The organism is Campylobacter sp. 2018MI34, from assembly GCF_016598975.1.
In the GTDB taxonomy this organism is placed as follows: Bacteria; Campylobacterota; Campylobacteria; order Campylobacterales; family Campylobacteraceae; genus Campylobacter_D.
Genome location: NZ_JAENKS010000022.1, coordinates 1 through 23,213, shown reverse-complemented (window position 1 = coordinate 23,213; position 23,213 = coordinate 1). Strand labels below are relative to the sequence as shown.

21 protein-coding genes and 2 pseudogenes are annotated in these 23,213 nt (G+C 27.3%); 14 read left to right on the top strand and 9 right to left on the bottom strand.

Going from position 1 to position 23,213, the window contains the following annotated elements; all coding sequences use genetic code 11:
• Nucleotides 1–151: 151 nt before the first annotated feature.
• A complete protein-coding gene (locus tag JG676_RS06305) occupies nt 152–1,474 on the top strand; it encodes a Cj0814 family flagellar-dependent secreted protein (protein ID WP_200217668.1) in 1,323 nt (440 codons plus the stop codon).
• A gap of 40 nt (nt 1,475–1,514) precedes the next feature.
• Here JG676_RS06305 and JG676_RS06300 read toward each other — a convergent pair.
• Both JG676_RS06300 and JG676_RS06295 read right to left on the bottom strand, forming a co-directional pair.
• Nucleotides 1,515–2,109: pseudogene (locus JG676_RS06300) on the bottom strand (cysteine peptidase family C39 domain-containing protein).
• Nucleotides 2,094–2,949 (bottom strand): annotated as a pseudogene (locus JG676_RS06295) (hypothetical protein). Before JG676_RS06295 ends, JG676_RS06300 begins: the two co-directional pseudogenes overlap by 16 nt.
• Nucleotides 2,950–3,094: 145 nt before the next feature.
• On the opposite strand from JG676_RS06295, the gene JG676_RS06290 reads away from it, so the two are divergent.
• Together JG676_RS06290 and kcuS are read left to right on the top strand one after the other, a co-directional pair.
• The gene (locus tag JG676_RS06290; RefSeq protein ID WP_200217667.1) at nt 3,095–5,239 is read left to right on the top strand and encodes a carbon starvation CstA family protein; all 2,145 of its coding nucleotides are present in this window, start codon (nt 3,095–3,097) and stop codon (nt 5,237–5,239) included.
• Nucleotides 5,223–5,414 carry a KCU-star family selenoprotein gene (gene kcuS / locus JG676_RS06285; protein WP_200169112.1) on the top strand — a complete coding sequence of 64 codons (192 nt, stop codon included), beginning with the start codon at nt 5,223–5,225 and terminating at the stop codon, nt 5,412–5,414. The genes JG676_RS06290 and kcuS overlap by 17 nt, the downstream gene beginning before the upstream one ends.
• Nucleotides 5,415–5,446: 32 nt before the next feature.
• Here kcuS and JG676_RS06280 read toward each other — a convergent pair whose 3' ends face one another.
• Nucleotides 5,447–5,860 carry an acyl-CoA thioesterase gene (locus tag JG676_RS06280; protein WP_200169111.1) on the bottom strand — a complete coding sequence of 138 codons (414 nt, stop codon included), beginning with the start codon at nt 5,858–5,860 and terminating at the stop codon, nt 5,447–5,449.
• Between the two features lie 62 nt (nt 5,861–5,922).
• Here JG676_RS06280 and ciaB point away from each other — a divergent pair, with 62 nt between their 5' ends.
• Nucleotides 5,923–7,785, top strand: coding sequence for an invasion protein CiaB (gene ciaB / locus JG676_RS06275; protein WP_200217666.1), 1,863 nt, complete (start codon nt 5,923–5,925; stop codon nt 7,783–7,785).
• Nucleotides 7,786–7,857: 72 nt separating this feature from the next.
• Nucleotides 7,858–8,160 (top strand): HU family DNA-binding protein, encoded by a 303-nt coding sequence (locus JG676_RS06270; RefSeq protein ID WP_200217665.1) that lies wholly within the window; start codon nt 7,858–7,860, stop codon nt 8,158–8,160.
• Nucleotides 8,161–8,190: 30 nt separating this feature from the next.
• On the opposite strand, the gene JG676_RS06265 is transcribed toward JG676_RS06270, so the two are convergent.
• Nucleotides 8,191–8,649 carry a hypothetical protein gene (locus JG676_RS06265; RefSeq protein WP_200217664.1) on the bottom strand — a complete coding sequence of 153 codons (459 nt, stop codon included), beginning with the start codon at nt 8,647–8,649 and terminating at the stop codon, nt 8,191–8,193.
• Nucleotides 8,650–8,810: 161 nt separating this feature from the next.
• Between JG676_RS06265 and JG676_RS06260 the strand changes: the two genes are divergently transcribed.
• From JG676_RS06260 to JG676_RS06245, 4 genes are read left to right on the top strand one after another with little or no spacing between them, the layout of a single operon-like run.
• On the top strand, nt 8,811–9,776 hold the full coding sequence (locus tag JG676_RS06260) for a murein L,D-transpeptidase family protein (protein WP_373563815.1): 966 nt from the start codon (nt 8,811–8,813) through the stop codon (nt 9,774–9,776).
• On the top strand, nt 9,776–10,765 hold the full coding sequence (locus tag JG676_RS06255) for an alanine racemase (RefSeq protein WP_200217662.1): 990 nt from the start codon (nt 9,776–9,778) through the stop codon (nt 10,763–10,765). Before JG676_RS06260 ends, JG676_RS06255 begins: the two co-directional genes overlap by 1 nt.
• Entirely contained in the window at nt 10,765–11,232 is a 468-nt protein-coding gene (locus tag JG676_RS06250; protein WP_200217661.1) for a tRNA (cytidine(34)-2'-O)-methyltransferase, read from the top strand. Before JG676_RS06255 ends, JG676_RS06250 begins: the two co-directional genes overlap by 1 nt.
• Before the next feature lie 48 nt (nt 11,233–11,280).
• Entirely contained in the window at nt 11,281–12,726 is a 1,446-nt protein-coding gene (locus JG676_RS06245; protein WP_200217660.1) for an alanine/glycine:cation symporter family protein, read from the top strand.
• 30 nt (nt 12,727–12,756) lie between these two features.
• On the opposite strand, the gene JG676_RS06240 is transcribed toward JG676_RS06245, so the two are convergent.
• Nucleotides 12,757–13,485, bottom strand: a complete 729-nt coding sequence (locus JG676_RS06240; protein ID WP_200217659.1) for an amino acid ABC transporter ATP-binding protein — start codon at nt 13,483–13,485, stop codon at nt 12,757–12,759.
• On the bottom strand, nt 13,478–14,218 hold the full coding sequence (locus JG676_RS06235) for an amino acid ABC transporter permease (RefSeq protein WP_200217658.1): 741 nt from the start codon (nt 14,216–14,218) through the stop codon (nt 13,478–13,480). Before JG676_RS06235 ends, JG676_RS06240 begins: the two co-directional genes overlap by 8 nt.
• A gap of 120 nt (nt 14,219–14,338) precedes the next feature.
• On the opposite strand from JG676_RS06235, the gene JG676_RS09105 reads away from it, so the two are divergent.
• From JG676_RS09105 to dnaE, 3 genes are all read left to right on the top strand, one after another.
• Complete coding sequence (locus JG676_RS09105) at nt 14,339–14,467, top strand: hypothetical protein (RefSeq protein ID WP_267904815.1); 129 nt, start codon at nt 14,339–14,341, stop codon at nt 14,465–14,467.
• 1 nt (nt 14,468) lies between these two features.
• A complete protein-coding gene (locus JG676_RS06230; RefSeq protein WP_200217657.1) occupies nt 14,469–15,047 on the top strand; it encodes a DJ-1 family glyoxalase III in 579 nt (192 codons plus the stop codon).
• Nucleotides 15,048–15,137: 90 nt separating this feature from the next.
• Nucleotides 15,138–18,728 carry a DNA polymerase III subunit alpha gene (dnaE, locus tag JG676_RS06225; protein WP_200217656.1) on the top strand — a complete coding sequence of 1,197 codons (3,591 nt, stop codon included), beginning with the start codon at nt 15,138–15,140 and terminating at the stop codon, nt 18,726–18,728.
• Here dnaE and JG676_RS06220 read toward each other — a convergent pair.
• Together JG676_RS06220 and JG676_RS06215 are read right to left on the bottom strand one after the other, a co-directional pair.
• Nucleotides 18,723–19,739, bottom strand: a complete 1,017-nt coding sequence (locus JG676_RS06220) for a PAS domain-containing sensor histidine kinase (protein WP_200217655.1) — start codon at nt 19,737–19,739, stop codon at nt 18,723–18,725. The genes dnaE and JG676_RS06220 overlap by 6 nt on opposite strands.
• On the bottom strand, nt 19,736–20,503 hold the full coding sequence (locus JG676_RS06215) for a DUF234 domain-containing protein (protein ID WP_200217669.1): 768 nt from the start codon (nt 20,501–20,503) through the stop codon (nt 19,736–19,738). Before JG676_RS06215 ends, JG676_RS06220 begins: the two co-directional genes overlap by 4 nt.
• 142 nt (nt 20,504–20,645) lie before the next feature.
• Here JG676_RS06215 and JG676_RS06210 point away from each other — a divergent pair, with 142 nt between their 5' ends.
• Entirely contained in the window at nt 20,646–21,917 is a 1,272-nt protein-coding gene (locus tag JG676_RS06210) for an aminotransferase class V-fold PLP-dependent enzyme (RefSeq protein ID WP_200169098.1), read from the top strand.
• A 3-nt stretch (nt 21,918–21,920) separates the two neighbouring features.
• Here the strand turns inward: JG676_RS06210 and JG676_RS06205 are convergent, their stop codons facing one another.
• Nucleotides 21,921–22,673 (bottom strand): transporter substrate-binding domain-containing protein, encoded by a 753-nt coding sequence (locus JG676_RS06205; RefSeq protein ID WP_200217654.1) that lies wholly within the window; start codon nt 22,671–22,673, stop codon nt 21,921–21,923.
• A gap of 125 nt (nt 22,674–22,798) precedes the next feature.
• On the opposite strand from JG676_RS06205, the gene JG676_RS06200 reads away from it, so the two are divergent.
• Nucleotides 22,799–23,173 carry a YbgC/FadM family acyl-CoA thioesterase gene (locus tag JG676_RS06200; RefSeq protein ID WP_200169096.1) on the top strand — a complete coding sequence of 125 codons (375 nt, stop codon included), beginning with the start codon at nt 22,799–22,801 and terminating at the stop codon, nt 23,171–23,173.
• The last annotated feature ends 40 nt before the right edge of the window (nt 23,174–23,213 follow it).

The following is a 23,213-nucleotide window of genomic DNA, read 5'->3' as shown; positions in this document are numbered from 1 at the left end:
AGGCAGTGGTGGAGCTTGGTTTGATAGAGAATTTAATCAAGCAAAAGCTAATGGTTGGAAAGCAAGTAATGAAAGTATAAATTCTTATGTAAATAATATAATGGATAGATTAGATAAGCTAATGAGTCAGACTAGAGTTTAAGGATCTAATATGAGCATCTTTAGCATCAATGATAACTCAAACTATGGTTCTATACTTTCACAAGCAAAAGCTAATAAAGAAAGTAAAGAAAATTCTAAAATAAGTTTTGCTAATGCTTTTTTAAAACAAAATGCTAGTAAGTTAAATGAAATAGAAAATAAAAATTCACAAACTTTAATAAGAAGTGAAGTATTAAATTCTACTAATACAACAAATACTAGCAATAACACTAATTTTAGTATAAGTAGTAAGACAAATTCTCCTAATTATGATATATCAAGTGAATTTAAAAACTCTATTTATACTCTAAAATACAAACAAGCTGATTTAAGCACTAATACAGCTTATGGTTATAGTGTAGATAAAGATGGCTATATGGGAAGTGATTTTAACAAAGCCGCAGGATTGCCTGAAGATTTTAAGATACATAAATCTACTTTGGATGAGATTAAAAAAGCTGCCGAAAATGAGCCTTATATTGCAGATATGAAACAATATTTTGGTGTAAGCGAGTATTATACTAATATTGATATGGCTGAAACCATTAAACAATACTACAATCTTTTTTCTAATGCTTTAGGTCAAAGTTTTCCAAATGATAAAACAAGTTTTAGTGAAGCAGATATAAATTCTATGCCTAGTGGTTATGGTGTAAGCGGAACGCAATCAATGGACTTTAATGATCCAAGCAATAGAATGAATATCACTCACCTAAGAGATTTTTCAAATTCTTTAATTTCAAATGTTTATAAAACCCCTGAACAAGCAAAAGAAGCTGATGAAATTTGGCTTGATTCAGGATGTATGATCAAAGGATTATCATCTGAGACTTTAGGTTTATCCTTAGAAGAAATCAAAAATGTTTCTAAAGGTGAAGATTGGCAATTTAATCCTGATATGTCAGTTTATCCACAAAATGAAGATGGAAGTTATTCTAAAGAAACTTTGTTTATGAGTTTTTTAAAATCTCAAGGTGGACAACCCGTTGAGAGTCCAAAAACCACACTTAATCCAACAATAGAAGCTTATAATAGGGCTATGGCTAAGGAGAGTTTTAGTGGTCTTGCAATTAACATTGATAGTATTATGACAGGTAAAAGTGACTTTAAAAGCTTTTTTAGATACTGGGCAGAGCATGGCATAGCAGAAGGTGATTTATATATGTATGAAAATAACATTCCTAAAGAATCTGCTATGGGTAATTGGGCTTTAGATGCTGAAATTAAACAAGCTCTTGCTAATGGCTGGAAAGCAAAACCTAGCACCATTAATTCCTATGCTGATTCTATAATGGATAGATTAAATAATCTTATAGGACAAACTAGGGTTTAGGAAGTAAATAAAAAGAAATTAATATCGCTTAATTGTGATATTAAAATCTAAAATGTTCTATTTCAAAATTTAAAGATTTGGGTAGATTGAGTTTGTAATCTTTGAGTTGTTTTTTAGGATTAACAACTAAAGCAAATCCACCTTTATTATACCCTATCCCAAACACTATAAAATTCTCTTTTGGAGCTTATATATTCTCCATAACTTGGATCAAGTATTTGTAAATAATTACCTTTATGATTTATAATCACCACAAAATGTGGAAAGCGTGGATCATCTTCAATTTTAACTAAAATAGGAACAGATGTAATATTTTCTAAAATCTTTCTATCGACTTTATAAGATTTGCTTTCATAGCCAAGCTTTTTTACTACATCATTTAAATCTGCAAAGCTTACCATATCTGTATAAAGCTTTTGATTGCTCATAGTTTTTAACAAGTCTAGTTCTGTTAAATTATTATCATCAAGTGTATTAATAAGCGTAGCTAAAGAAGCAGCGTCACAAGATTCTTCATAATTTTGCCTTACAACTTTTTCATTTTTGATTTCTTGGTAAGACTTAACTACAAATTCTGCCTTTAAAAATAAAGGCAAAAGAGCAACTATTAATGCTATTTTTAGAATTTTTTCCACAGATTGATACCAAAAATTGCATCAGGAGCAGCAGAGCTTCCGCCTAGACTTGCACTGACTGAAATAGCTGTATCTTGATTGATACTATAAGTAGAACCACCACTAATTGTAGGGATTGATCTTAATTCTGAGTTTTTTATACCATTAATTTTTTATGCCGTTTGAAATCTTTGCTCTGCTCCCAAATCTAAAGTAATTTTAGGGCTTAAGATAATGGATAGACTCCCGCCTGCATAAATGCTATTTCCATATTTTATTTTTGCAATTTTAAATTTTCTTGTTTGATTATAACCAAAACCTGTATAAATGCTATATACCACAGGATCGCTATATCCTCTTAAACTGGCTTCTAAACTTTGGGATTGAAAATAAAAGTTTTTAGTTTGCAAAACTGTTTTTTCTCTTTGAATGATTGCTGTTTGAAATTTAATCTGTGGGACAAAATCCGCAATACTCTCTCCTGTATAAATAAAGCCTATCCATAAAGAATCAAAATTTAAAGTATTTTTGCTTGTATAAGCACCTGAAATAATATTGTTATACTCTTAATCTTGCATAATTTCCACCACCTGAGATAAGTAAATCAAAACTAGGCGTAAGCGTATAAATAAAAGTTTGATTTAAATAAAGTTGTTTTGTATCATTCCAAACATTTAAATCCCCATTTATTCCTATATTTGGATAAAGAAAGTAAGAATGAGAATTTCCTGTGCTAAGAAGTGATAAGCTTGTAATACTTCTTAAGCCTATTTGCTTTTTAAATAAATTGTCTATATTTAACTCATCGCTAGCAAAAAGATAAGCATTTAAAACTATATAAATAAAAATAATTTTTCTCATTCTTTATCCTTTTAAAATATTGCCCAATTTTTAAGCAAAAAATATTTGTGAATTTTAATATTTTAAATTTTAAAAAAATTTAAATTAAATTAATATTTTATTAATTATAATTTAACGATTATCCAATAAAGGAGGATAAACAAAAATGGTTAATAAAATTTTATGGTTTTTTGTTGCCTTGCTTGGAGCTTGTTGTTTTTGCTATTTGGCTTTACAAAATGGAGAGAAAGTTTCAGCTCTTTATTTGGTTGTATCTGCTGTATGTATTTATATGATAGCATATAGATTTTATGGTCGTTTTGTGGCTTATAAAGTTTTAGAGCTTGATAGAAATCGTGCTACACCTGCAAGAGTTGAAAATGATGGACAAAATTTTGTTCCAACAAATAAAATTGTTTTATTTAGTCACCAATTTGCAGCTATTGCTGGAGCTGGTCCTTTAGTTGGTCCTGTTTTGGCTGCTCAAATGGGTTATTTGCCTTCTATGATTTGGATTTTAATTGGTGGAGTTTTGGCAGGTTCTGTGCATGACTTTTTAGTTCTTTTTATTTCTATGAGGAGAAAAGGTCGTTCTCTTGGTGAAATGATAAAAGATGAGATGGGGAATTTTACCGGTGCTGTAGCTATGATAGCTATTTTTGGAATCATGATTATTATCATTGCTATTTTAGCTATGGTTGTGGTAAAGTCTTTAGCAAATTCTCCTTGGGGTTTATTTACTATTGCTATGACTATTCCTATTGCTATATTTATGGGTATTTATATGCGTTTTATTCGTCCTGGAAAAGTAGGCGAAACTTCTATTATAGGTTTTGTACTTTTAATTTTAGCAATTCATTATGGTAGTGTTGTTGCAGCAGATCCTTATTGGTCTAAATTTTTTACTTTTGATGCCCCAACATTGGCTTTTATGATTATGGGCTATGGGTTTATTTCATCACTTTTGCCTGTATGGTTCTTTTTGGCGCCAAGAGACTATCTTGCTACTTTTTTAAAAATTGGTGTTATAGTCGTAATGGCTTTGGCTATTGTGATTGTTATGCCTGATTTTCAGATGCCAAAAATTAATTATCAGTATCTTGATGGAACAGGTCCTGTTTTTGCTGGATCGATTTTTCCTTTCTTGTTCATTACTATAGCTTGTGGTGCCATTAGTGGATTTCACGCATTAATTTCAAGCGGAACAAGTCCTAAAATGCTTGAAAATGAAGAGCACGCTTTATTGGTTGGTTATGGCGCTATGCTTGCTGAAAGTGCTGTGGCTATTATGGCTTTAATTTGTGCTTGTATTTTACATCCTGGAATTTATTTTGCTGTAAATTCCTCTTCGGCTTTAATAGGGAATGATTTAGTAAGTGCTGCAAAAATTATTAGTGATTGGGGATTTAGTGTAACACCGCAAGAAATTATGCAACTTACTAAGGATATAGGAGAGCAAAGTATATTATCAAGAACAGGAGGAGCTCCAACATTCGCTTTAGGCGTTACTTTGATTTTGCATAAAATTTTTGGTGGAGTTGAATTTATGGGTTTTTGGTATCATTTTGCCATTTTATTTGAAGCTTTATTTATTTTAACTGCTGTTGATGCTGGAACTAGAACTTCTAAATTTATGGTTCAAGATATTTTAGGAAATATATATAAGCCTTTAGGAAATACTCATAATTATTTTGCAGGAATTTTAGCTACTATTTTAAGTGTAACTTGTTGGGGTTATTTTTTATATCAAGGTGCGATAGATCCTAAAGGCGGAATTTATACTTTATGGCCGCTTTTTGGTGTAAGTAATCAAATGTTGGCTGGAATGGCTTTACTTTTAGTAAGTGTAATACTTGTTAAAATGGGTAAAAAAAGATTTCTTTGGATTACTTTGGTTCCAGCTTGTTTTGTTTTATTGGCAACTCTTTATGGTGGAATACAAAAGGTATTACCTTATGAAGAAGGAGCCAAGGTAAGAAATGTAGTAAGCCATATAGCTACTGCTCAAATAGCCAATAAAAATATAGAAAAATTAGAAAATGAGCTTTTAGAATTTAAATCACAAAAAGTAAATTCAAGTGAAAATGAAAATAATTTTGCTCAACAGATAAAAGAAAAAGAACAACAAATTTCTAATTTATCTCACGTCGTTTTTGGAAATATTTTAGATGCTATTTTATGTATCTTTTTTATGCTAACTACTTTACTTGTTATTATCTCTTGTATAGGAATTTGTATAGGCAAGATAAAAATTCCATTAAAAGAAAGTCCTTATATTAAAATCAGTTCTTTAAATGTTAAAGAAAATTAAATTTTATTATGAAAAAGCCGAAAGGTTTTTTCATCCTTTAGTAGGGCTTTCAAGTTATGATAAGTATGTAGAGCATATGAAAGAAAAGCATCCTAAAAAAACTCCCAAAACTAGAGCAGAGTTTTTTAAAGAATGCTTAGAAAATAAATATAATAGCAAATTAAGTAAATGTTGATAATTTTTTAGGATAAAGTTTTATCATACAATTTAGGAATTTAAAAAACCATGGATTTTCTTTAATTCTTCACTAATTGGTTTTTTATTACCTTCTCTATCGACACTTACATAGGTTACAATAGCAGAGGTTACGTGGATACAAGCCATGCAACCGAGCTTATCTACCCTTTGCGCAACAACTTCAACTTGAACTTTTATCGAGGTATTTCCAACTTTTAAAATTTTTGCATAACACGAAATAATATCACCTATAAAAACTGGTTGTTTAAAAACGACTTGCTCCATAGAAATTGTTACAACTCTTTCAGGGGAAAGTTCTCTAGCAGCTATAACTCCAGCTGTATCTATTTGAGACAAAATCCATCCTCCAAAAATATTGCCTGCAGAATTTGTATCTTTTGGCATTGCGACTATTTTAAGTTTTGGCTCTCCCATATCTTTCATTTTTTCTCCTTGATTTTTAATGTTTAATTATAATAGAATTTAAAACTATAAGGAGTAAAATTATGAATAATTTTAAAGAAGTGTTACTACTTGTAAAAAAACGAAAAGAACAAATTAATTCTTTATATGAGATTTTAGATAAAGATGATATTGGTCCTTATTTTGAATCTTTAATCAATTTAAGTGGTTTGAAAAAAGACAAAAATGCTATTTTGGCTATATTAAGACGTTTAGTAGATTTAAAAGAAGAAAATTTAGTAAAAGAATTAGAAAAAAATAATTTTAGCGAAGAAAAAATTACTAAAATAAAACATCTTTTTTATGATGAAGTAAGAAAATTTTATGAAAGAGAGCACCAAGAACTTATTAATGAAATTAAAAATAAAAAACTTTTAAATAATTTTTATCAAACTCTTATTCAAGGTGTTCATAATATAGGCTTAATTATTAATGATTTTGAAAGTTCTTGGACTAAAGAGATTATAGAAAAAAATAATAAGATTTTATCTTCAATGTTTAAAGATCTTAATCTAGCCTTGGAATTTTTAAAGCAAAATAAACTCTATCAGGTTGATAGAAATGGTCAAATTTGCGAAAGAAGTTATGGGGTTTTGGTTAGAATTGGTCAAATTTGGAGATTTGTTCCTTATGCTAAATTCTTTGAAAATGAAATTTTAAGACTTGAATTTGCATTTGATTCTATGATAAATGAGCTTAAAACTTTTGCAAATTCAAATGAAGAATTTGCCTATATTGAATATCTAATAAAATTAAAAATTGCTTTTTGCGAAAAGCGAGAAAATAAAGTTATAGAGGCTTGGCAAAATGCTGAGCTTGCTTGGATGGAAGTAAAATCACCTTTGCAAATTGGTCATCCTTTAGAGTATTATGAGGATAATTATACCCACGCTGTAGCACTAGAATGGGATATTAGATTGCAAGATGAGAGTTGTTTTGATGTAAATGAATTTATCAATCAAATTAATACTAGTTTTGAAAAAGTTTGTAAAAATATCAATTTAAATAATAATGATTTAAAAGCTGAAGTTTTAAATAATATTAATAAAACCCAGCTTTATATATGCACTCCTATGATTTTTTATGGAGCGGAGCTTAGAGGACTTTTTTCTGCTCAAGTTGTTCCTAATGATGAATTTGTAAGCGCTAAATCGGGCAAGAAGATTTTTGCTTTTTTAAATTTTGTTTATGAAAGTGCTAAAAGCAAACCTTTTATGAAAATTTCAAGTGTAATTTTTGAAAAAGATTTTTTAGATTATGGAAGAGAAATTCTTTTTTTTAAAGAAGAAATTTGGAAAAAGGTTTATGAGATTTCTACCATAGGACATGAGTTTGGCCATATTTTCTTTATAGATCAAGAGAGTGAAAAACTTATGAATCAGAGTGGATATTTTAAAAATATAGAAGAATATAAAGCTACCACAGGAGGATTGATAAATTTTTTCTATCATGAAGTTGAAGATCTTAAAATGCCGGTATTTTATGAACTTATTAAAAGATCTATTTCTTTAATTGCTTGGCAAGAAGTAGAAGAAGTAAAACCTTATTATACAGAGGGTTTGATTCATCTTGATTTGTTATTTAAAAGTGGTGTTTTGAGTTTTAAGGATGAAAAATTATTTGTTAATTTTACTTTAGAGTTTTATGAGAAATTTAAAGATTTAACTTTACAAAATTATCATAGTCTTGCTAAACACTATGCTCAAAAAAATGATGCTAAAGAATTTTTAAATCTTTTTTGCATTTTGGAAAATGGGATATTTTTACCTATAAATAAAGAGTGTAGAAATTTTGTTTTATATTATTATGATTTATATAAAAAGCTTGGAAATGAACTTGATGATAGTAAAGAGTTTGAAAAATATAAAGAGAAAGAGAAAAAAATAAAAAAAGATAAGAAAAATTAATGTTTTTTTCTTGCTATTGCTTTTTAAATATGCTAGAATTAGGCTTTTTAATATTAAAAAAAGGAGCTTTCCATGACTAAAGCAGATTTTATTTCTCAAGTTGCTCAACTTTCTGGGCTAACCAAAAAAGACGCAGGTGCTGCTACAGATGCTGTTATTGCGGCAATTACAGATTTATTAGCAAAAGGAGATAGCATTAGTTTTATCGGTTTTGGAACTTTTTCAACTACTGAAAGAGCAGCCAGAACAGCTAGAGTTCCTAGTACAGGTAAAACAATTACTGTTCCTGCTACTAAAGTTGCTAAGTTTAAAGTAGGAAAAAATCTTAAAGAGGCTGTTGCAAAAAAAGCAGGAACTAGCAAAAAGAAAAAGTAATTTTTAAGGCTAGATTTTCTAGCCTTTTAGTTACTTTTTAAGATCAAATTCAAAAGAAAAATTTGTTGATTTATTATTTTCTAATATATCAGCCTTAAAACGCATAATATCTTTTGCACAAGCACTTAATCTTATTTTTCCTTCAAAAATATTGTCTTTTATTTTATTAAGATTGATTTCTGTTATTCCCATAAACATATTGATTCCATAAATTCTAATTTTTAGATCGTTGTATATTTTATTTGATTTTATTTCCATTTTTAATTCATTTGTATTTAATGGTTTAATGGGCTTTGGATTGATAGAGACTATAATTTTTTCATCATTAAAATCATATATACAATCTTGAAGGTTTAAATCACAAGTATTTTTTTGAGTCATTAAGCCATTAGTTGCTAATCTTGTATTATCTAGTATATAAAAATCAAAAATAATGTAAAGAATTACAATGCTAAAAATAAAAGCTAATATAAATATATTTTTTTTCATAAAGTATCCTAGTTTATCAATTTGTATTTTGATGAGATTTTTTAGTATACCGTAAATAAAATGTGAAATTATTTAAAATTTAATTTACATAGTTTTTTAAGAAAAATTAATATATAATTTTAGTTTTGAATAGTTTTTTTAAAGGATCATCGTTGTTTAAAATTATCATTGCTGTATTATTTTTTATTTCAAGTGTTTGTGCTTCGGATTTTGTAAAAATTTATCTTGATAATGGCTTAGAAGCAGTTAAAACTGCTATAGAGCAAAAATTAACTAGCAAAGATTTTTGGCTAGAAGAGCTTAAAGATCAAAATGTTTCTTTGGGATATTATAAAGATGAAGTTATTATTGTTGTTACCAATAAAACAAAGAAAATTCTTAAAGTTTATTCTTACAATAAAGGCAAAGTTGAAGAAAAATTTGAACAAAAAGATGTTATTACTGGTTTAATGGGTGATAAGCAAAAAGAAGGAGATTTAAAAACTCCTGTTGGTTTTTATGAGTTAGGAAAAAAATTTAATCCAGGTGATCCTTATTATGGTCCTTTTGCTTTTGCAACAACTTATCCAAATTTGCTTGATAAAGTACAAGGAAAGACAGGTGGAGGTATTTGGATCCATGGTTATCCTTTAGATGGAACTAGAATTGATGAATATAAAACTAGAGGATGTATTGCTTTGCTTAATAAAAATTTAGATAGTTTTGCGGCAATTGTTAAAGATAAAAAAGTTTATGTTTTAACAGAAGAAAAAGATAAAGTTTATGGAAAAAAAGATGAAATCGCATCTTTATTGGCTTCTTTGTTTGAGTGGAAAGATGCTTGGACGATAAATGATATTAAAACATATTTAAATTTTTATGATGAAAAAGAATTTAAAAGATTTGATAAAACTCCCTTTTCTCAGTTTGCAGTAATGAAAAAAAATATTTTTTCAAAAAATGAGAAAAAAGACATTAAATTTTCAGACATTAGCATAAGTCCTTATCCAAATTTGGAAGGAAAAATTATGTATAGAATTTCTTTTTATGAAGATTATTATACGAAAAATTATCAGTTTAAGGGTAATAAGGTTCTTTATGTTAGACTTGATAAAGAAGGCAAAATGAAAATTCTTGCAGAGCAATAATGTCTTTAATCAAATTAAATCAAAAGGCTTATGAATTTAATTTAGATCAAATTGCTAATAAGACTGGAAATTTTGATCGTATTATTTGTGTTTTTAAAGATAATGCATATGGACATGGAGCAACTCTTTTAGCTCCTATTGCTAAAAATAAAGGCATTAATTTTATTGCTGTTAAAAATGAGCAAGAAGCAAATGAACTTAAAAATTTTTTTGATTCTATTTTAATTCTTTCGCATCGTCCAAATGGTAACGAAAATCTAAATTTTATTTATGCTTTGAATGATATAAATTTAATTGAAAAATTTAAACCTTTAAGCAGAATTCATTTAAAAATTGATACAAATATGCATAGAAATGGAATTAAATTTCAAGATCTAGATAAAGCATATGATAGCATTTTAAAATACAATTTAAAACTAGAAGGCGTTTTTACACATTTTTCGAGTGCAGATAGTATAGATGATTTTTATTTTAAACAAAAAAATAATTTTAAAAAAGTAAAAGAATGGTTTTATAAAAAATGTGATGAAAAACTGATTTTTCATTCTTTTAATTCAGCAGCTTTGTTTAATTCACCAATCCCCGAAGATGAATATTGTAGAGTAGGACTCGTTCAGTTTGGTTATGGAGCTTTACATTTAAAAAAGGTTTTAAGTCTTTATGCTCATAAATTAAGTCAAAGAATTTTAAAAGCAGGGGAGAGTATAGGTTATTCTAATGCTTATACAGCACTTAAAGATTTAAATATAGCAACTTATGATTTAGGTTATGGTGATGGGTTATTTCGTTATGATGCTAAAGGGGAACTAAGGCTTGCAAATGGTAAGAAAATACTTGGAAGAATGTCTATGGATAGTTTTTCTTGCGAGGATAGTGGAGATGAAATTTGTGTTTTTGATGATGCATCAGTATGGGCAAATTTTTTTAATACTATAGACTATGAAATTTTAGTTAAGCTTCATCCTGGTATCAAAAGGATAATAATCTAATGTTTAATATAGTTTTGGTTTCACCAAGAATTCCACAAAATACAGGAAGTATTGGTAGGATGTGTTTTAATGCAGGTTTTAATTTGCATATTATAAAGCCTATTGTTTTTGATTTAGAAGAAAAAAAGCTTAAAAGAGCTGGTCTTGATTATTGGGATAAATTAAATCCTATTATATGGGAGAATCTTGATGAGTTTTTGAAAAAAAATATAAAATATAAAGATCGTTTTTTCTTTGCAACTACAAAAAGTAAAAAACCTTATTTTAAAGTTCAATTTCAAAAAGATGATTTTTTATTTTTTGGGAGTGAGAGTTTTGGTCTTCCACAAGATTTAATGCAACTTAATTGGCAAAATGCAATTACCATACCAATGAAAGCTTATGGAAGAAGTCTTAATCTGGCTACTAGCGTAGGAATTATAACTTATGAAGCATTAAGACAGAATTTCTCTTTTTTTACTTATTGATTTTTTAGAATAATTGTGTAAAATATTTTATTAACTTTAGGAGTATAAATGAATTTAATGGAAGTTGGCAATTTTATAGATAAAATATTACCTAAAACAGATATTATAATGGTTGTTTTATTGATTATTTGTGGTCTTTATTATAGTTTTAAAACGCATTTTGTTCAGTTTAGAATGCTAAGTAGTGTTTTAAAAATATTAACAGAAAGAACTAATGAAAAAGAGCATATTTCTCCTTTTCAAGCATTAATGATTTCTACAGCTTCAAGAGTAGGTATAGGAAATATTACAGGAATTTCCATTGCAATTGTTGTTGGAGGTCCTGGCGCTTTATTTTGGATGTGGCTTATGGCCTTTTTTGGAGGAGCTTCAGCTTTTGCTGAAAGCACTTTAGCACAAGTTTATAAATCAAAAGATGGGACAGGGGGTTATAAGGGTGGTCCGGCTTATTATATAAAAAAGGCATTGGGTTCAAAATTGTTAGGAGCATTTTTTGCTCTTATTTTAATTATTACTTATGCTTATGGCTTCAATGGTCTTCAAAGTCAAAATATCACTTCAGCATTTGAAGTTTATTATAATATGGCCAATCCAAACTCATCCATTTCTTTTATGCAAAGTCATTGGCCTTTGATTATAGGCGGTATTTTAACTTTATTTAGTATTTGGATGTTTTTTTCTCATCATACTAAAATAGGAAAAATAAGCTCTTTAATAGTTCCTTTTATGGCATTAGCTTATATTTGCCTTGCGGTTATTGCAGTATTAATGAATTTTGAGAAAATTCCTATGGTTTTTCATATGATTTTTCAAAGTGCTTTTGATTTTAAGGCCATATTTGGAGGTTTTGCTGGTTCTGTTTTAGTTATAGGAATTAAAAGAGGACTTTTTTCTAATGAAGCAGGTATGGGATCTGCTCCTAATGCAGCAGCAGCAGCGCTTACTAGTCACCCTGCAAAACAAGGAATTATTCAAGCTTTTTCCGTTCTTATTGATGTTATAATATGTACAAGTTCTGGTTTTTTAGTATTATTTTCTTTAACTTATTTAAACAATATAGGAGTAGATGGAAAACCTATTTTTACAGCTCTTCCTTTGGTTCAACATGCTATGGATGAGTATTATGGTAAATTAGGTATACATTTTATTTCTATTTCTATTGTATTATTTGCTATTACTTCCTTAATAGGAAATTATTATTATGCTCAAGCTAATGTAAAATATTTAAGCGATTCTAAAGTTGTTATGAATCTTTTTAGAATCTCAGCTGTACTAATGGTTTTTATAGGTTCTCAAATGGATTTAAAGTTAGCGTGGAGTTTAGCTGATTTAACAATGGCTTTTATGGCAACTACAAATATAGTTTCTTTATTGCTTTTAGGTTCTATTGTTAGTAAAGTTTTAAATGATTACAATTTACAAAAAAGTCAAGGTAAAGATCCACAATTTAGTGCTTCAAAACTTGGTATTAAAAATGCAGAGTGTTGGGATTAATTAAAAAAGACTTTAATGGGTCTTTTTTAATTAATGATTTAAAACTTTATTTAAAAATTCTTTTAATCTTTCGTTTTTGGGATTTTCAAAAGTATTATAAGGATTTTCATCTACAAGGATATTTCCTTGCTCCATAAAAAGTATTCTATTTGCTACATTTTTTGCAAATCCCATTTCGTGGGTAACCACAAGCATTGTTAAACCCTCTTTAGCAACTTCTTTCATAATATTTAAAACTTCTCCTATCATTTCAGGATCAAGTGCAGAAGTTGGTTCATCAAATAAAATTGCATCAGGATTCATCATTAAGCTTCTTGCAATAGCTATACGTTGTTTTTGTCCCCCAGATAATTGATGGGGCATAGTATTTTCTTTATCGCTAAGTCCTATTTTTTTAAGTAGTATTCTAGCTTTTTTAATAGCTTCTTCTTTGGTTAAAATTTTTGTTTTAATAGGCGCTAAACATAAATTTTCTAAAATATTTTTATTATTGAAAAGATTAAAATGTTGAAAGACCATACTTACTTTTTGTCTAATAAGATCAATATTAACCGATGGATCTAAAATATTTTGATTTTTTATATAAATTTCTCCACTAGTTGCTATTTCAAGTTTATTAATACATCTTAAAAATGTACTTTTACCACTACCACTAGGTCCAATAATAGCAATGATATCACCTTTATTAATTTGTATATTAATATCTTTTAAAACATTTAAATTTCCATATTTTTTTGATAAATTTTTTATTTTAATCATTATTATTTAATCTCTTTTCAAGTTTTTGTACAATTAGAGTAAATATTTTTACATTGATATAATATATAAGTCCTGTAAATATAATAGGTTTTGGATTATAAAGTAAAGCTTGTAAGCTTTTACTTTGCATTGTGATATCTAAAACACTTATAAAACCAACAGCGGAAGTTTCTTTAAATAAAGAAATAAATTCATTTGCAAGTGCAGGTAAAGTACTTTTTATAGCTTGAGGTAAAATAATCTCTTTCATAGTGATTTTATAACTTAATCCCATGGCTCTTGCTGCTTCCATTTGTCCTTTATCTACACTATTAATTCCAGCACGAACAATTTCTGCAATATAAGCTGAACTATTAAGTCCTAAAGCTAAAATAGCTGCATAGAGATTATCAACAAAAGTAAAAATAACGAAGGCAAAAATCATAAGCTGTAAAATTACAGGTGTGCCACGTATAATATCAATATATTCATCTATAAGAAGGTTTAAAAATTTAATTTTTGAAAATCTTAAGATAGCCAAAGAAAATCCTAAAACTATACCAATAATAATACTAGAAATGGTTAAAAGTAAAGTAGTAAAATAACTTTTAACATAAGCTTTAGCATCTGCTGTATAGGTATATTGAAGTTCATTATTTACATTAACTTGTAAAATTTCTATAGGAAAAGAAAAATAACCCCAAAGAATTATTATTGCAAAAAAAATAAAAGTTTTGATATTTTTTTGAGTCAATTTTCAACCTTAAAATCACAAAATAAAAAGGACTTATTTTATTAAAAAATCTCTTGATTTTTTCTTTAAAATTTAAATTTTTGTGTTACAATTTTTTATAAATTTTTAGTGGTTTTAGCTATGTTTGATTGGATTATTACGACTTTATTTTTTATTTTTATGATATGTTTGATTGTAGGTTTTAACCACCAAATTCAAGAAAAAGCAAAATTAAGAAATGAAAGAGAAAAAAGATATAAAAGGAAATAAAATGATTAAAAAAGTTTTAATTCCCTTGGCTCAAGGTTTTGAAGAACTTGAATTTATAGGGATAAGCGATGTTTTAAAAAGAGCTAGCGTCTTAAGTGATAATCTTGAGATATATATAAGCTCTTTAAATAAAGAGCTTATAGTCAGTGGAGCACACGGTATTCAAATTAAGGCTGATTTTATTCTTGATGATATTGAAGATAAAGAATTTGATGCTATTGCTCTGGCTGGTGGTTTTGAGGGCATGAGTAATCTTAAGACAAATGCTACAATTTTAAATATCATTAAAAAACTCAATTCTAATGGAAAAGTTATTGGCGCTATTTGCGCATCGCCCATCGTCCTTAATGAAGCTGGAGTTTTAAAAGGAGAATTTACTTGTTATCCAGGTTGTGAAAAAATGCTTAATGGAGTTTGGGTTAATAAAGCTGTATGTGTTAATAAAAACATTATCACAAGTGCTGGACCTGCAACTGCTGTTTTATTTGGATTAGAGCTTGTAAAAGCTTTATGTGGTGAAGAAATTTATGAAGTTTTATACAAGGCTATGCTTGTTCCTTTGCTTAAAAGTATAAATTAAAATTTTTAGTTTAAATTTATATAACTTTTTTAAAAAATTTAGAATTAGAATTCTATAATTTCCTTAAGAATTTAATTTTTAAGGAAATTAATGAGTCAATTTACCCATCTTCATTTACATACAGAATATTCTTTACTTGATGGAGCTAATAAGCTTAAAGAACTTGCTGATACTTTGAAAAGTCAGGGTGCAACTAGTGTTGCTATGACAGATCATGGCAATATGTTTGGGGCTATTGATTTTTATCAAACAATGAAAGCAAAAGGTATAAAGCCTATTATAGGACTTGAAGCTTATTTACATAATCACGATGATATCAGTGATAAAAGTTCAAGACAAAGATTTCATCTTTGTTTGTACGCTAAAAATGAAATAGGCTATCAAAATTTAATGTATTTAAGCTCTCAAAGTTATATTAAAGGCTTATATTATTATCCGCGTATCAATAAAAAAATTTTAGAAAAACATAGCGAAGGTTTAATTTGTTCCTCTGCTTGCTTGCAAGGCGAGGTAAATTGGCATTTAAATAATCAAAATGAAAGAAATGCTCGTTTTGGCGCAAAGGGATATGAAAGCGCAAAAGAAGCAGCTCTTTGGTATAAAAAAGTCTTTAAAGATGATTTTTATTTAGAAATTATGCGTCATGGTATCAATGATCAAAGGATTATTGATGATGATATTATCAGACTTTCAAAAGAATTAGATATTAAAATTATAGCCACTAATGATACGCATTATACTTTCAAAGAAAGAGCTGCAGCACATGAGGTTTTTATGTGTATAGCTATGGGAAAAAAACTTAATGATCCTAATAGAATGCGTCATAGTGTTCATGAATTTTATGTAAAAACTCCACAACAAATGAGCGAACTTTTTGCTGATATTCCAGAAGCTATTGAAAATACACAAGAAATAGCTAATAAATGTAATTTAGAATTAAATCTTGGCAACCCAACTCCTCCAAATTTTAAATTTACGCGTGAATATGCAAAAGAGTATAGTTTAGTTTTAAAAGATCAAGAAAAAGAATTTAGTTTTGATAATGATGATATAGTTTTTGAATATCTTTGCAAAAAAGGACTTGATGAGAGACTTAAATTTATTGATAAAGAGAAACATGAAGAATATAAAAAAAGATTAGATTTAGAAATACAAATTATTAAAAATATGAAGTTTTCAGGCTATATGCTTATAGTCCATGATTTTATTAAGGTAGCTAAAGATAAAGGAATTCCTGTTGGTCCAGGTAGAGGTTCAGCTGCTGGAAGCTTGGTTTCTTATTGTTTAAAGATAACCGATATTGATCCTTTGCCCTATAATTTGCTTTTTGAAAGATTTTTAAACCCTGAGCGTGTTTCTATGCCCGATATTGATGTTGATTTTTGTCAAGATAGACGCTCTGAAGTAATTGATTATGTGATTGATAAATATGGTTCTGATAAAGTTGCACAAGTTATTACCTTTGGTAAGCTTTTAGCACGTGGTGTAATCCGTGATGTTGCTAGAGTTTGTGATATGAGTATAGCTGATGCAGATGAACTTGCTAAACTTATTCCAGAAGAGCTTAAGATAACTCTTGAAGCAGCTTATGAAAAAGAACCAAAAATTAAAGAATTTATAGAAAAACATCCTAAAGGTTTAGAGGTTTGGGAATATGCAAAAGCATTAGAGGGATTAAATCGTAATGCAGGTATGCATGCAGCTGGTGTTGTAATTTCTAATGAGTCTTTATGGAAAAAAACCCCTCTTTTTAGACAGAGTAAAAATGACGAAAGACATTTAGTCACTCAGTATTCTAAGGATCATTTAGAAGATGTTGATTTGATTAAATTTGACTTTTTGGGTTTGAAAACTTTAACAGTAATTAACAATGCTATTAATCTTATAAAAAAACGCTATAACAAAGATATTATTTGGGAGAGCATAGATGTAAATGATCCTAAAGTTTATAAAACTATACAAAGTGGAAATACTTTAGGTATTTTTCAAATAGAATCTGATGGAATGCAAAGCTTAAATGCAAGATTGAAGCCAGAAAGATTTGAAGATTTAATTGCGGTTTTGGCTCTTTATCGTCCAGGTCCTATGGAATCAGGAATGCTTGATGATTTTATCGATAGAAAACACGGTTTAAAAGATATTAAATATCCTTTTGATGTATTAAAAAATATTTTAGAACCAACCTATGGGGTTATAGTTTATCAAGAACAAGTAATGCAAATAGTTCAAATTATTGGAGGTTTTTCTTTAGGAGGTGCTGATGTAGTACGTCGTGCTATGGGAAAAAAAGATCCCGAAAAAATGAAAAAGCTTAAAGATGAATTTGCAGATGGAGCGCAAAATCAAGGCTACAATAGAAAAGATGCCGAAGATCTTTGGGAGCTTATTTTAAAATTTGCAGGATATGGTTTTAATAAATCTCATTCTGCTGCTTATGCACTTATTACTTTTCAAACGGCTTATTTAAAAACTTATTATCCGAGTGAATTTATGGCAGCGCTTTTAACAAGCGAAGAAAATAATGTTGATAAAGTTGCTACTTATATCGAAGAGATGAAGAGAATGAACATAAAATTATTACCTCCTAATATTAATAAAGCCATTCGTGAATTTAGTGCTATAGAGCTTGAAGATGGTAAAGATGCTATTGTTTATGGACTTGGAGCAATTAAAAGTGTTGGTATTCCTGCAGTTGAAAATATTTTAGAGATAAGAAAAGATAAAGAATTTGAAGGTATTACTGATTTTCTTAGTAAAATTGACCCAACTAAAATTAATAAAAGAACATTAGAAAGTTTGATAAAATCAGGTGCATTTGATGAATTTGGCTATACAAGAAAATGTTTATTTAATAATCTTGATAATTTAGGTGATATTTCAAGACAAGTAGCAGAAATAAGAAGAAATATTGCTAATTCTTTATTTGGAGAAGATGAATTAACTCAAGATGTTAAAGTTGATATTATTTCTACTCCAGAAGAATTTGATTTGATGGAAAAACTAAATTATGAAAAAGAAATCTTAGGAATTTATGTTTCAGGTCATCCACTTGATAGTTTTTTTGATGATATTAAAGATATAGAATATACAAAAAGCATAGATTTTTCAGAGTTAAAAGGAGGTGGAGAGCTTTTAAATGTTGGAAAAATGGAAGATTTTAAATCTATGGTAAGTAAAAATAATAAACGTTTTGCAAGGCTTGAAATTTTAGATTTTTATTCTTCTTATGAAATTACTGTTTTTGAATCAAATATTGAAAAAATAGAAAAAATTTATAAAGATGAAAAAAGCAAGAATTTAGCTTATGGATTTTTTCTTCATTACAAAAGCGATGAAGGTAAGGTAAGTTTTTCTTTAAAAGATGTAAAAACTTTAGAAGAGTTAAAAAATACAGAATATAAAGCTTTAAAAGTAAATTCGAAAAATTATAAAAAACAAGATTTTATTAAAGAGCCAAAAGAATTTGAAAATAATATTATAGAGCTTGATTTAAGTAAATTAAATCGTGAACTTGTTTATGAGATACATGAAATTGCTAGAAACGCACACAATCCAAATGAAAAAGGAAATAAAAAATTGGTTTTAAGGATTATAAATTCTGGATCTTGTTTGCTTTATCATACAGATTTTATTATTTCTGATAGTATAAGCGAGCACATTCTTAATAGATGTAGCTCATAAAGGTAGGGTAAAATAAAAATTTTTAGGATCTTTTTTAAAGCCAATTTTTCCTTTGTGAGCTTCTATAATTTGCTTACAAAGGCAAAGTCCAAGTCCATTGCCTTTAAGTTTGGTAGTTTTAAATGCTTCAAAAACTAAATTTTCATCTTTAATTTGGATTCCATTATCAAAAACTTCTATAATTAGAGTTTCTTTTTTCAAAGAAGCTTTAATTTGGATTTTAGGATTTTTACTTTCATTTTCTTCAATTGCATCAATACTATTATAAATTAAATTTTGCAAAACCAAGCTAATAAGGGCTTTATCTGCTTGGATATTTAAACTAAAAAAAGAAATATCAAATTCTATGTCCGAATAAAAATTATAAGAATTAATGGCTTGTTCGCATTCTTCTTTTAATTCTAAAAGATTAAAAGTATGAAGATTTATATGAACACCTTTAGTAAAAAGTAGGGTAGAATTTACTATACGCTCAACCCTTGCAATAGCTTTTTGAATTTCTAGTACAATATGCTTGTTTTTTAACTCACTTCTTGAGAAAAGAGTAGAGGCAAGTAAAGAAATAGAACCTATCGGATTTCTAATTTCATGGGCTAAATGAGCAGCAACACTCCCCATGCTAGCAAGTCTTTCGTTACGTTTTTCATCGCTTATATCTGTAGCACTTATGATAGTTTTATCACTTTGTTTAATGATTTTAATTGTGTAAAATTTTGTCTCAAATTCCAATTCATAGTGTTCTTTATCCAGGCTAATTTGTTCTAATAAATTTTTATTTTTTAAAGCTTGATGATTTTGTAAGATGATATTTTTTTTAGGATCTAATATCCATAAACAAGTAGGTAAAACTTCTATAATCTCGCTTACCATTGCTCTTAAAGAGTTATAGCTTTCATTTAAAATTTTATATTCATTTTCTATTACATAGGTTTGTTCGATTAAATTTTTTAGTCCTTCTTGTAAAGTTTCTTTTTCATTAGAATCAAGACTTTTAAGTATATTTTCATTCATATATCTTCCTTAAATAAGAATTCAAAATCTTTTAGTTCAAATAAAAGTAATTTTTCATTTTGTTTTTTATTGAGCTCTTTGCTAAAGCCATTTTTTGAAAAAATAATATAATAATCAACATCTAAATTTAAGATTTCAGCTTTTTTTTGAAGTTCATTGAAAATATTTTTGCAAATTTTTTTATTTTTAAATTTAACTTCCCCGATAAAACTTAAATTGTTATCTTTGTAATATAAATCAATTTCTAATTTTCTATCCCAATAACTTTCAACAGGATAGATATTGAATTTTTTTTCTAAAAATTCTCTTGCTAATTGTTCAAAACAGAATCCTTGATAATGCTCCAATTCTTTTTGAATTAAATTTAAAATAAAATCAAATTTTTTCTCTAAAATTAAATGTTCATAAGGTTTTAAAAATCTAAAAAAAAATCTTAAAAAATGATTTTTAAAAATAAATTTATCTTGTATAACATACCCTCTTAGCTCTTTTTTTATTTTATTTCTTTTATCTTTTTTTATTTTTTTTTCTTTGCTTTTTTCTAGTTTTAAAATCCCCGTTTCTAATAAATGATTGCTAATAGCTTTTGCTTTAAAATGATTGATTTTTCTATTAATAGAATAAATTTTTCTACTATTTTTTGCTAAAAGATTTAAAGCATAAGAGCTTAAAAAATCAAAAGAAAATTGTTGATTTAACGAAGTATAATTTTTAAGAAGTATATTTTCAATACTTTCAAAAAAAGGTAAAGAAAAATAAGAAATATTTAATCCATCAAAAACACTATAAAAATCAAATAATTGTTCAGCTGGTAGATAAGAATGTGCTTTTGCAAATGTACTAAAAGTAATATTTTTCCTTTATATAAAAATTATTATTGTATAATTTTAGCAAATTTTTAAAGGATTGTATTTGGAAATTGAAGATTTAAGAAAAGATATTATTTTAAAAAAAGGAAGTTATTATTTTGATTTCGCAGCAAGTGCTTTAGCGCTAAAAAGCGTAGAAAAAAAAATTTCAAAGATTTTGCCTTTTTATGCTAATACCCATTCTGATAGTTCTTTGCATTCTTTTAAAATTCAAATGCATTATGAAAATGCAAGAAAAGATATTAAAAAAAGTTTAAAATTGGATAATAATTTTGCTTTAATTTCTTGTGGTACAGGATCTTCAAGTGCTATAAAAAAATTCCAAGAATTGCTAGGAATTTATGTTCCACCTAAAATAAAAGAAAAATATTTTAAAGATATGGATATTAAAAAATTACCTTTAGTTATTGTAGGTCCTTATGAGCATCATTCCAATGAATTATCATTTAGAGAAGGGCTTTGTGAATGTATTAGAGTTCCTCTTGATAAAAACGGAGAAATTGATTTTATTTTTTTAGAAAAACTTTTAGAAAAAAATAAAAAAAGACAAATCATTGCAAGTTTTTCTTTAGCTTCTAATGTTACAGGTGTTTTAAGTGATTATGAAAAAATTTCTAAATTAGTTAGGTCTTATAAAGGTATTGTTGCTTTTGATGCTACAAGTTTTATTCCTTATAAAAATATATCTTGTAAATTTTATGATGCTTTATTTATAAGTTCTCATAAATTAATAGGCGGTATTGGAGGATGCGGAATTTTGGTGATTAAAAAAAATCTTTGTGGCTCTAAACCATCTTTTGCAGCAGGAGGAACTGTTGGATATGTTTCAAGAACAACTCAATGCTATCTTTGCAATGAAGAAGCTTTGGAAGAGGGTGGAACTCCTGGAATTTTACAACTCATAAGAGCTAGTTTAGCTTTTAAGATTAAAGATGAAATTGGATTAAAACAAATACACAAAGCTGAAGAAAATTTAAAAAAATACTTTTTTTTAAGGTTAAAAGAGATTAATGATTTAAAGCTTTATGCGGAAAATTTATATAAAAGATTACTTATTTTTTCTTTTAATATTAAAGGAATTTCACCTTTTGATTTATCTTACGAGCTTAGTAAAAAATTTCACATAGAAACAAGAGCAGGTTGCACTTGTGCTGGACCTTATGGGCATGATTTATTAAATCTTAAAGATAATGCTAAGATTACACAAAGACCAGGATGGTTGAGAGTTAGTTTGCATTATACACATACAAAAGAGGATATTGATTATTTTTTTAAGGCTTTAGAGAAAGCCTTATTAAGATTAAGATAATTCTTATTTTAATTGATATTTTATAAGCAAGTTTTCATATATACCATTTTGCTTAAGTTTTTCCAAAGTTTGGTTAATTTTTTCTATAAGTTCTTTTTGTTTATCTTTGTCAAAAGCAAAACTAAATCCACTGCTTCCATCATCTTCTTCAAAAAAAGAACTAAGATCAGTATTTTGTTCTAAGTATCCTTTGGCAACATCTTTATCTAAGATGATTGCATCAATCTTTTTATTTTTAAGAGCTAATATAGCAACATTTAAATCAGCATTTGCTTCAACTATTGCATTTTTAATATTCTTAGCAGCATTTTCTTGCAAGGTTCCAAGTTGAACACCTATTTTTTTATTTGCTAAGTCATCTTTAGTTGTTAAGCTTGCATCATCTTTTCTTTTGATATAAAGATTTTTAGTCATATAATAAGTATTGCTAAAATCAGCATTTTTCTTTCTTTCTTCTGTAACACTCATAGCAGAAGCTATCATATCAATTTTACCAGTTTTTAAAGCAGGAATTAATCCATCAAAATTCATTTCTACCCAATTTAAACTAATATTTAAATCTTTTGCAATAGCTTCTAATAAATCTACATCAAAACCTGTAAGTTTTGAATTTTCTTTGTAATCAAATGGTTTATAAGTTGGTTCTATCCCAACCTTTAAAATGTGATTTGAGATTTCATTTTTAGATTTTGAAGAATCACAAGCGTTAAAAAGTAAAGCGATACCAAACATTAGGGCTAGAATTTGTTTTTTCATTTTTCTCCTTTAAATTTTAAAATAATTTTAATTATATAAAATTTTTTTGATAATTTATACTAATTATTATTTTTTTATAAAATATAAATAATATTTTTATGAAAAATTAAATATAAAGGATATTAATGGAAATTCGTGTTTATTATGAAGATACAGATTCTGGAGGAGTTGTTTATCATAGTAATTATTTAAAATTTTGTGAAAGAGCAAGAAGTGAATTGTTTTTTAAAAAAGATATAGATATTTTTAATGAAAAAACAGGTCATTTTTTGGTCACTAAAGTAAATTGTCGTTTTTTAAAATCAGCAAAACTCGGGGATATATTAAGAGTTAAAACAAAACTTTTAGAAATTAAAAATGTTTCAGCGCTTATAAGACAAGAAATTTTTAAAGATAATGAAAAAATTTTTGATGCTGATTTTACTTTAGCCTTTTTAAAGGATTCTAAAATTTCTAGAATAGATGAGAAATTAAAAGAAATCTTTGAAGAATTAATGTAATTCTTCAAAATTTGATTTTAAGCCTTTTACAAGTTTGATT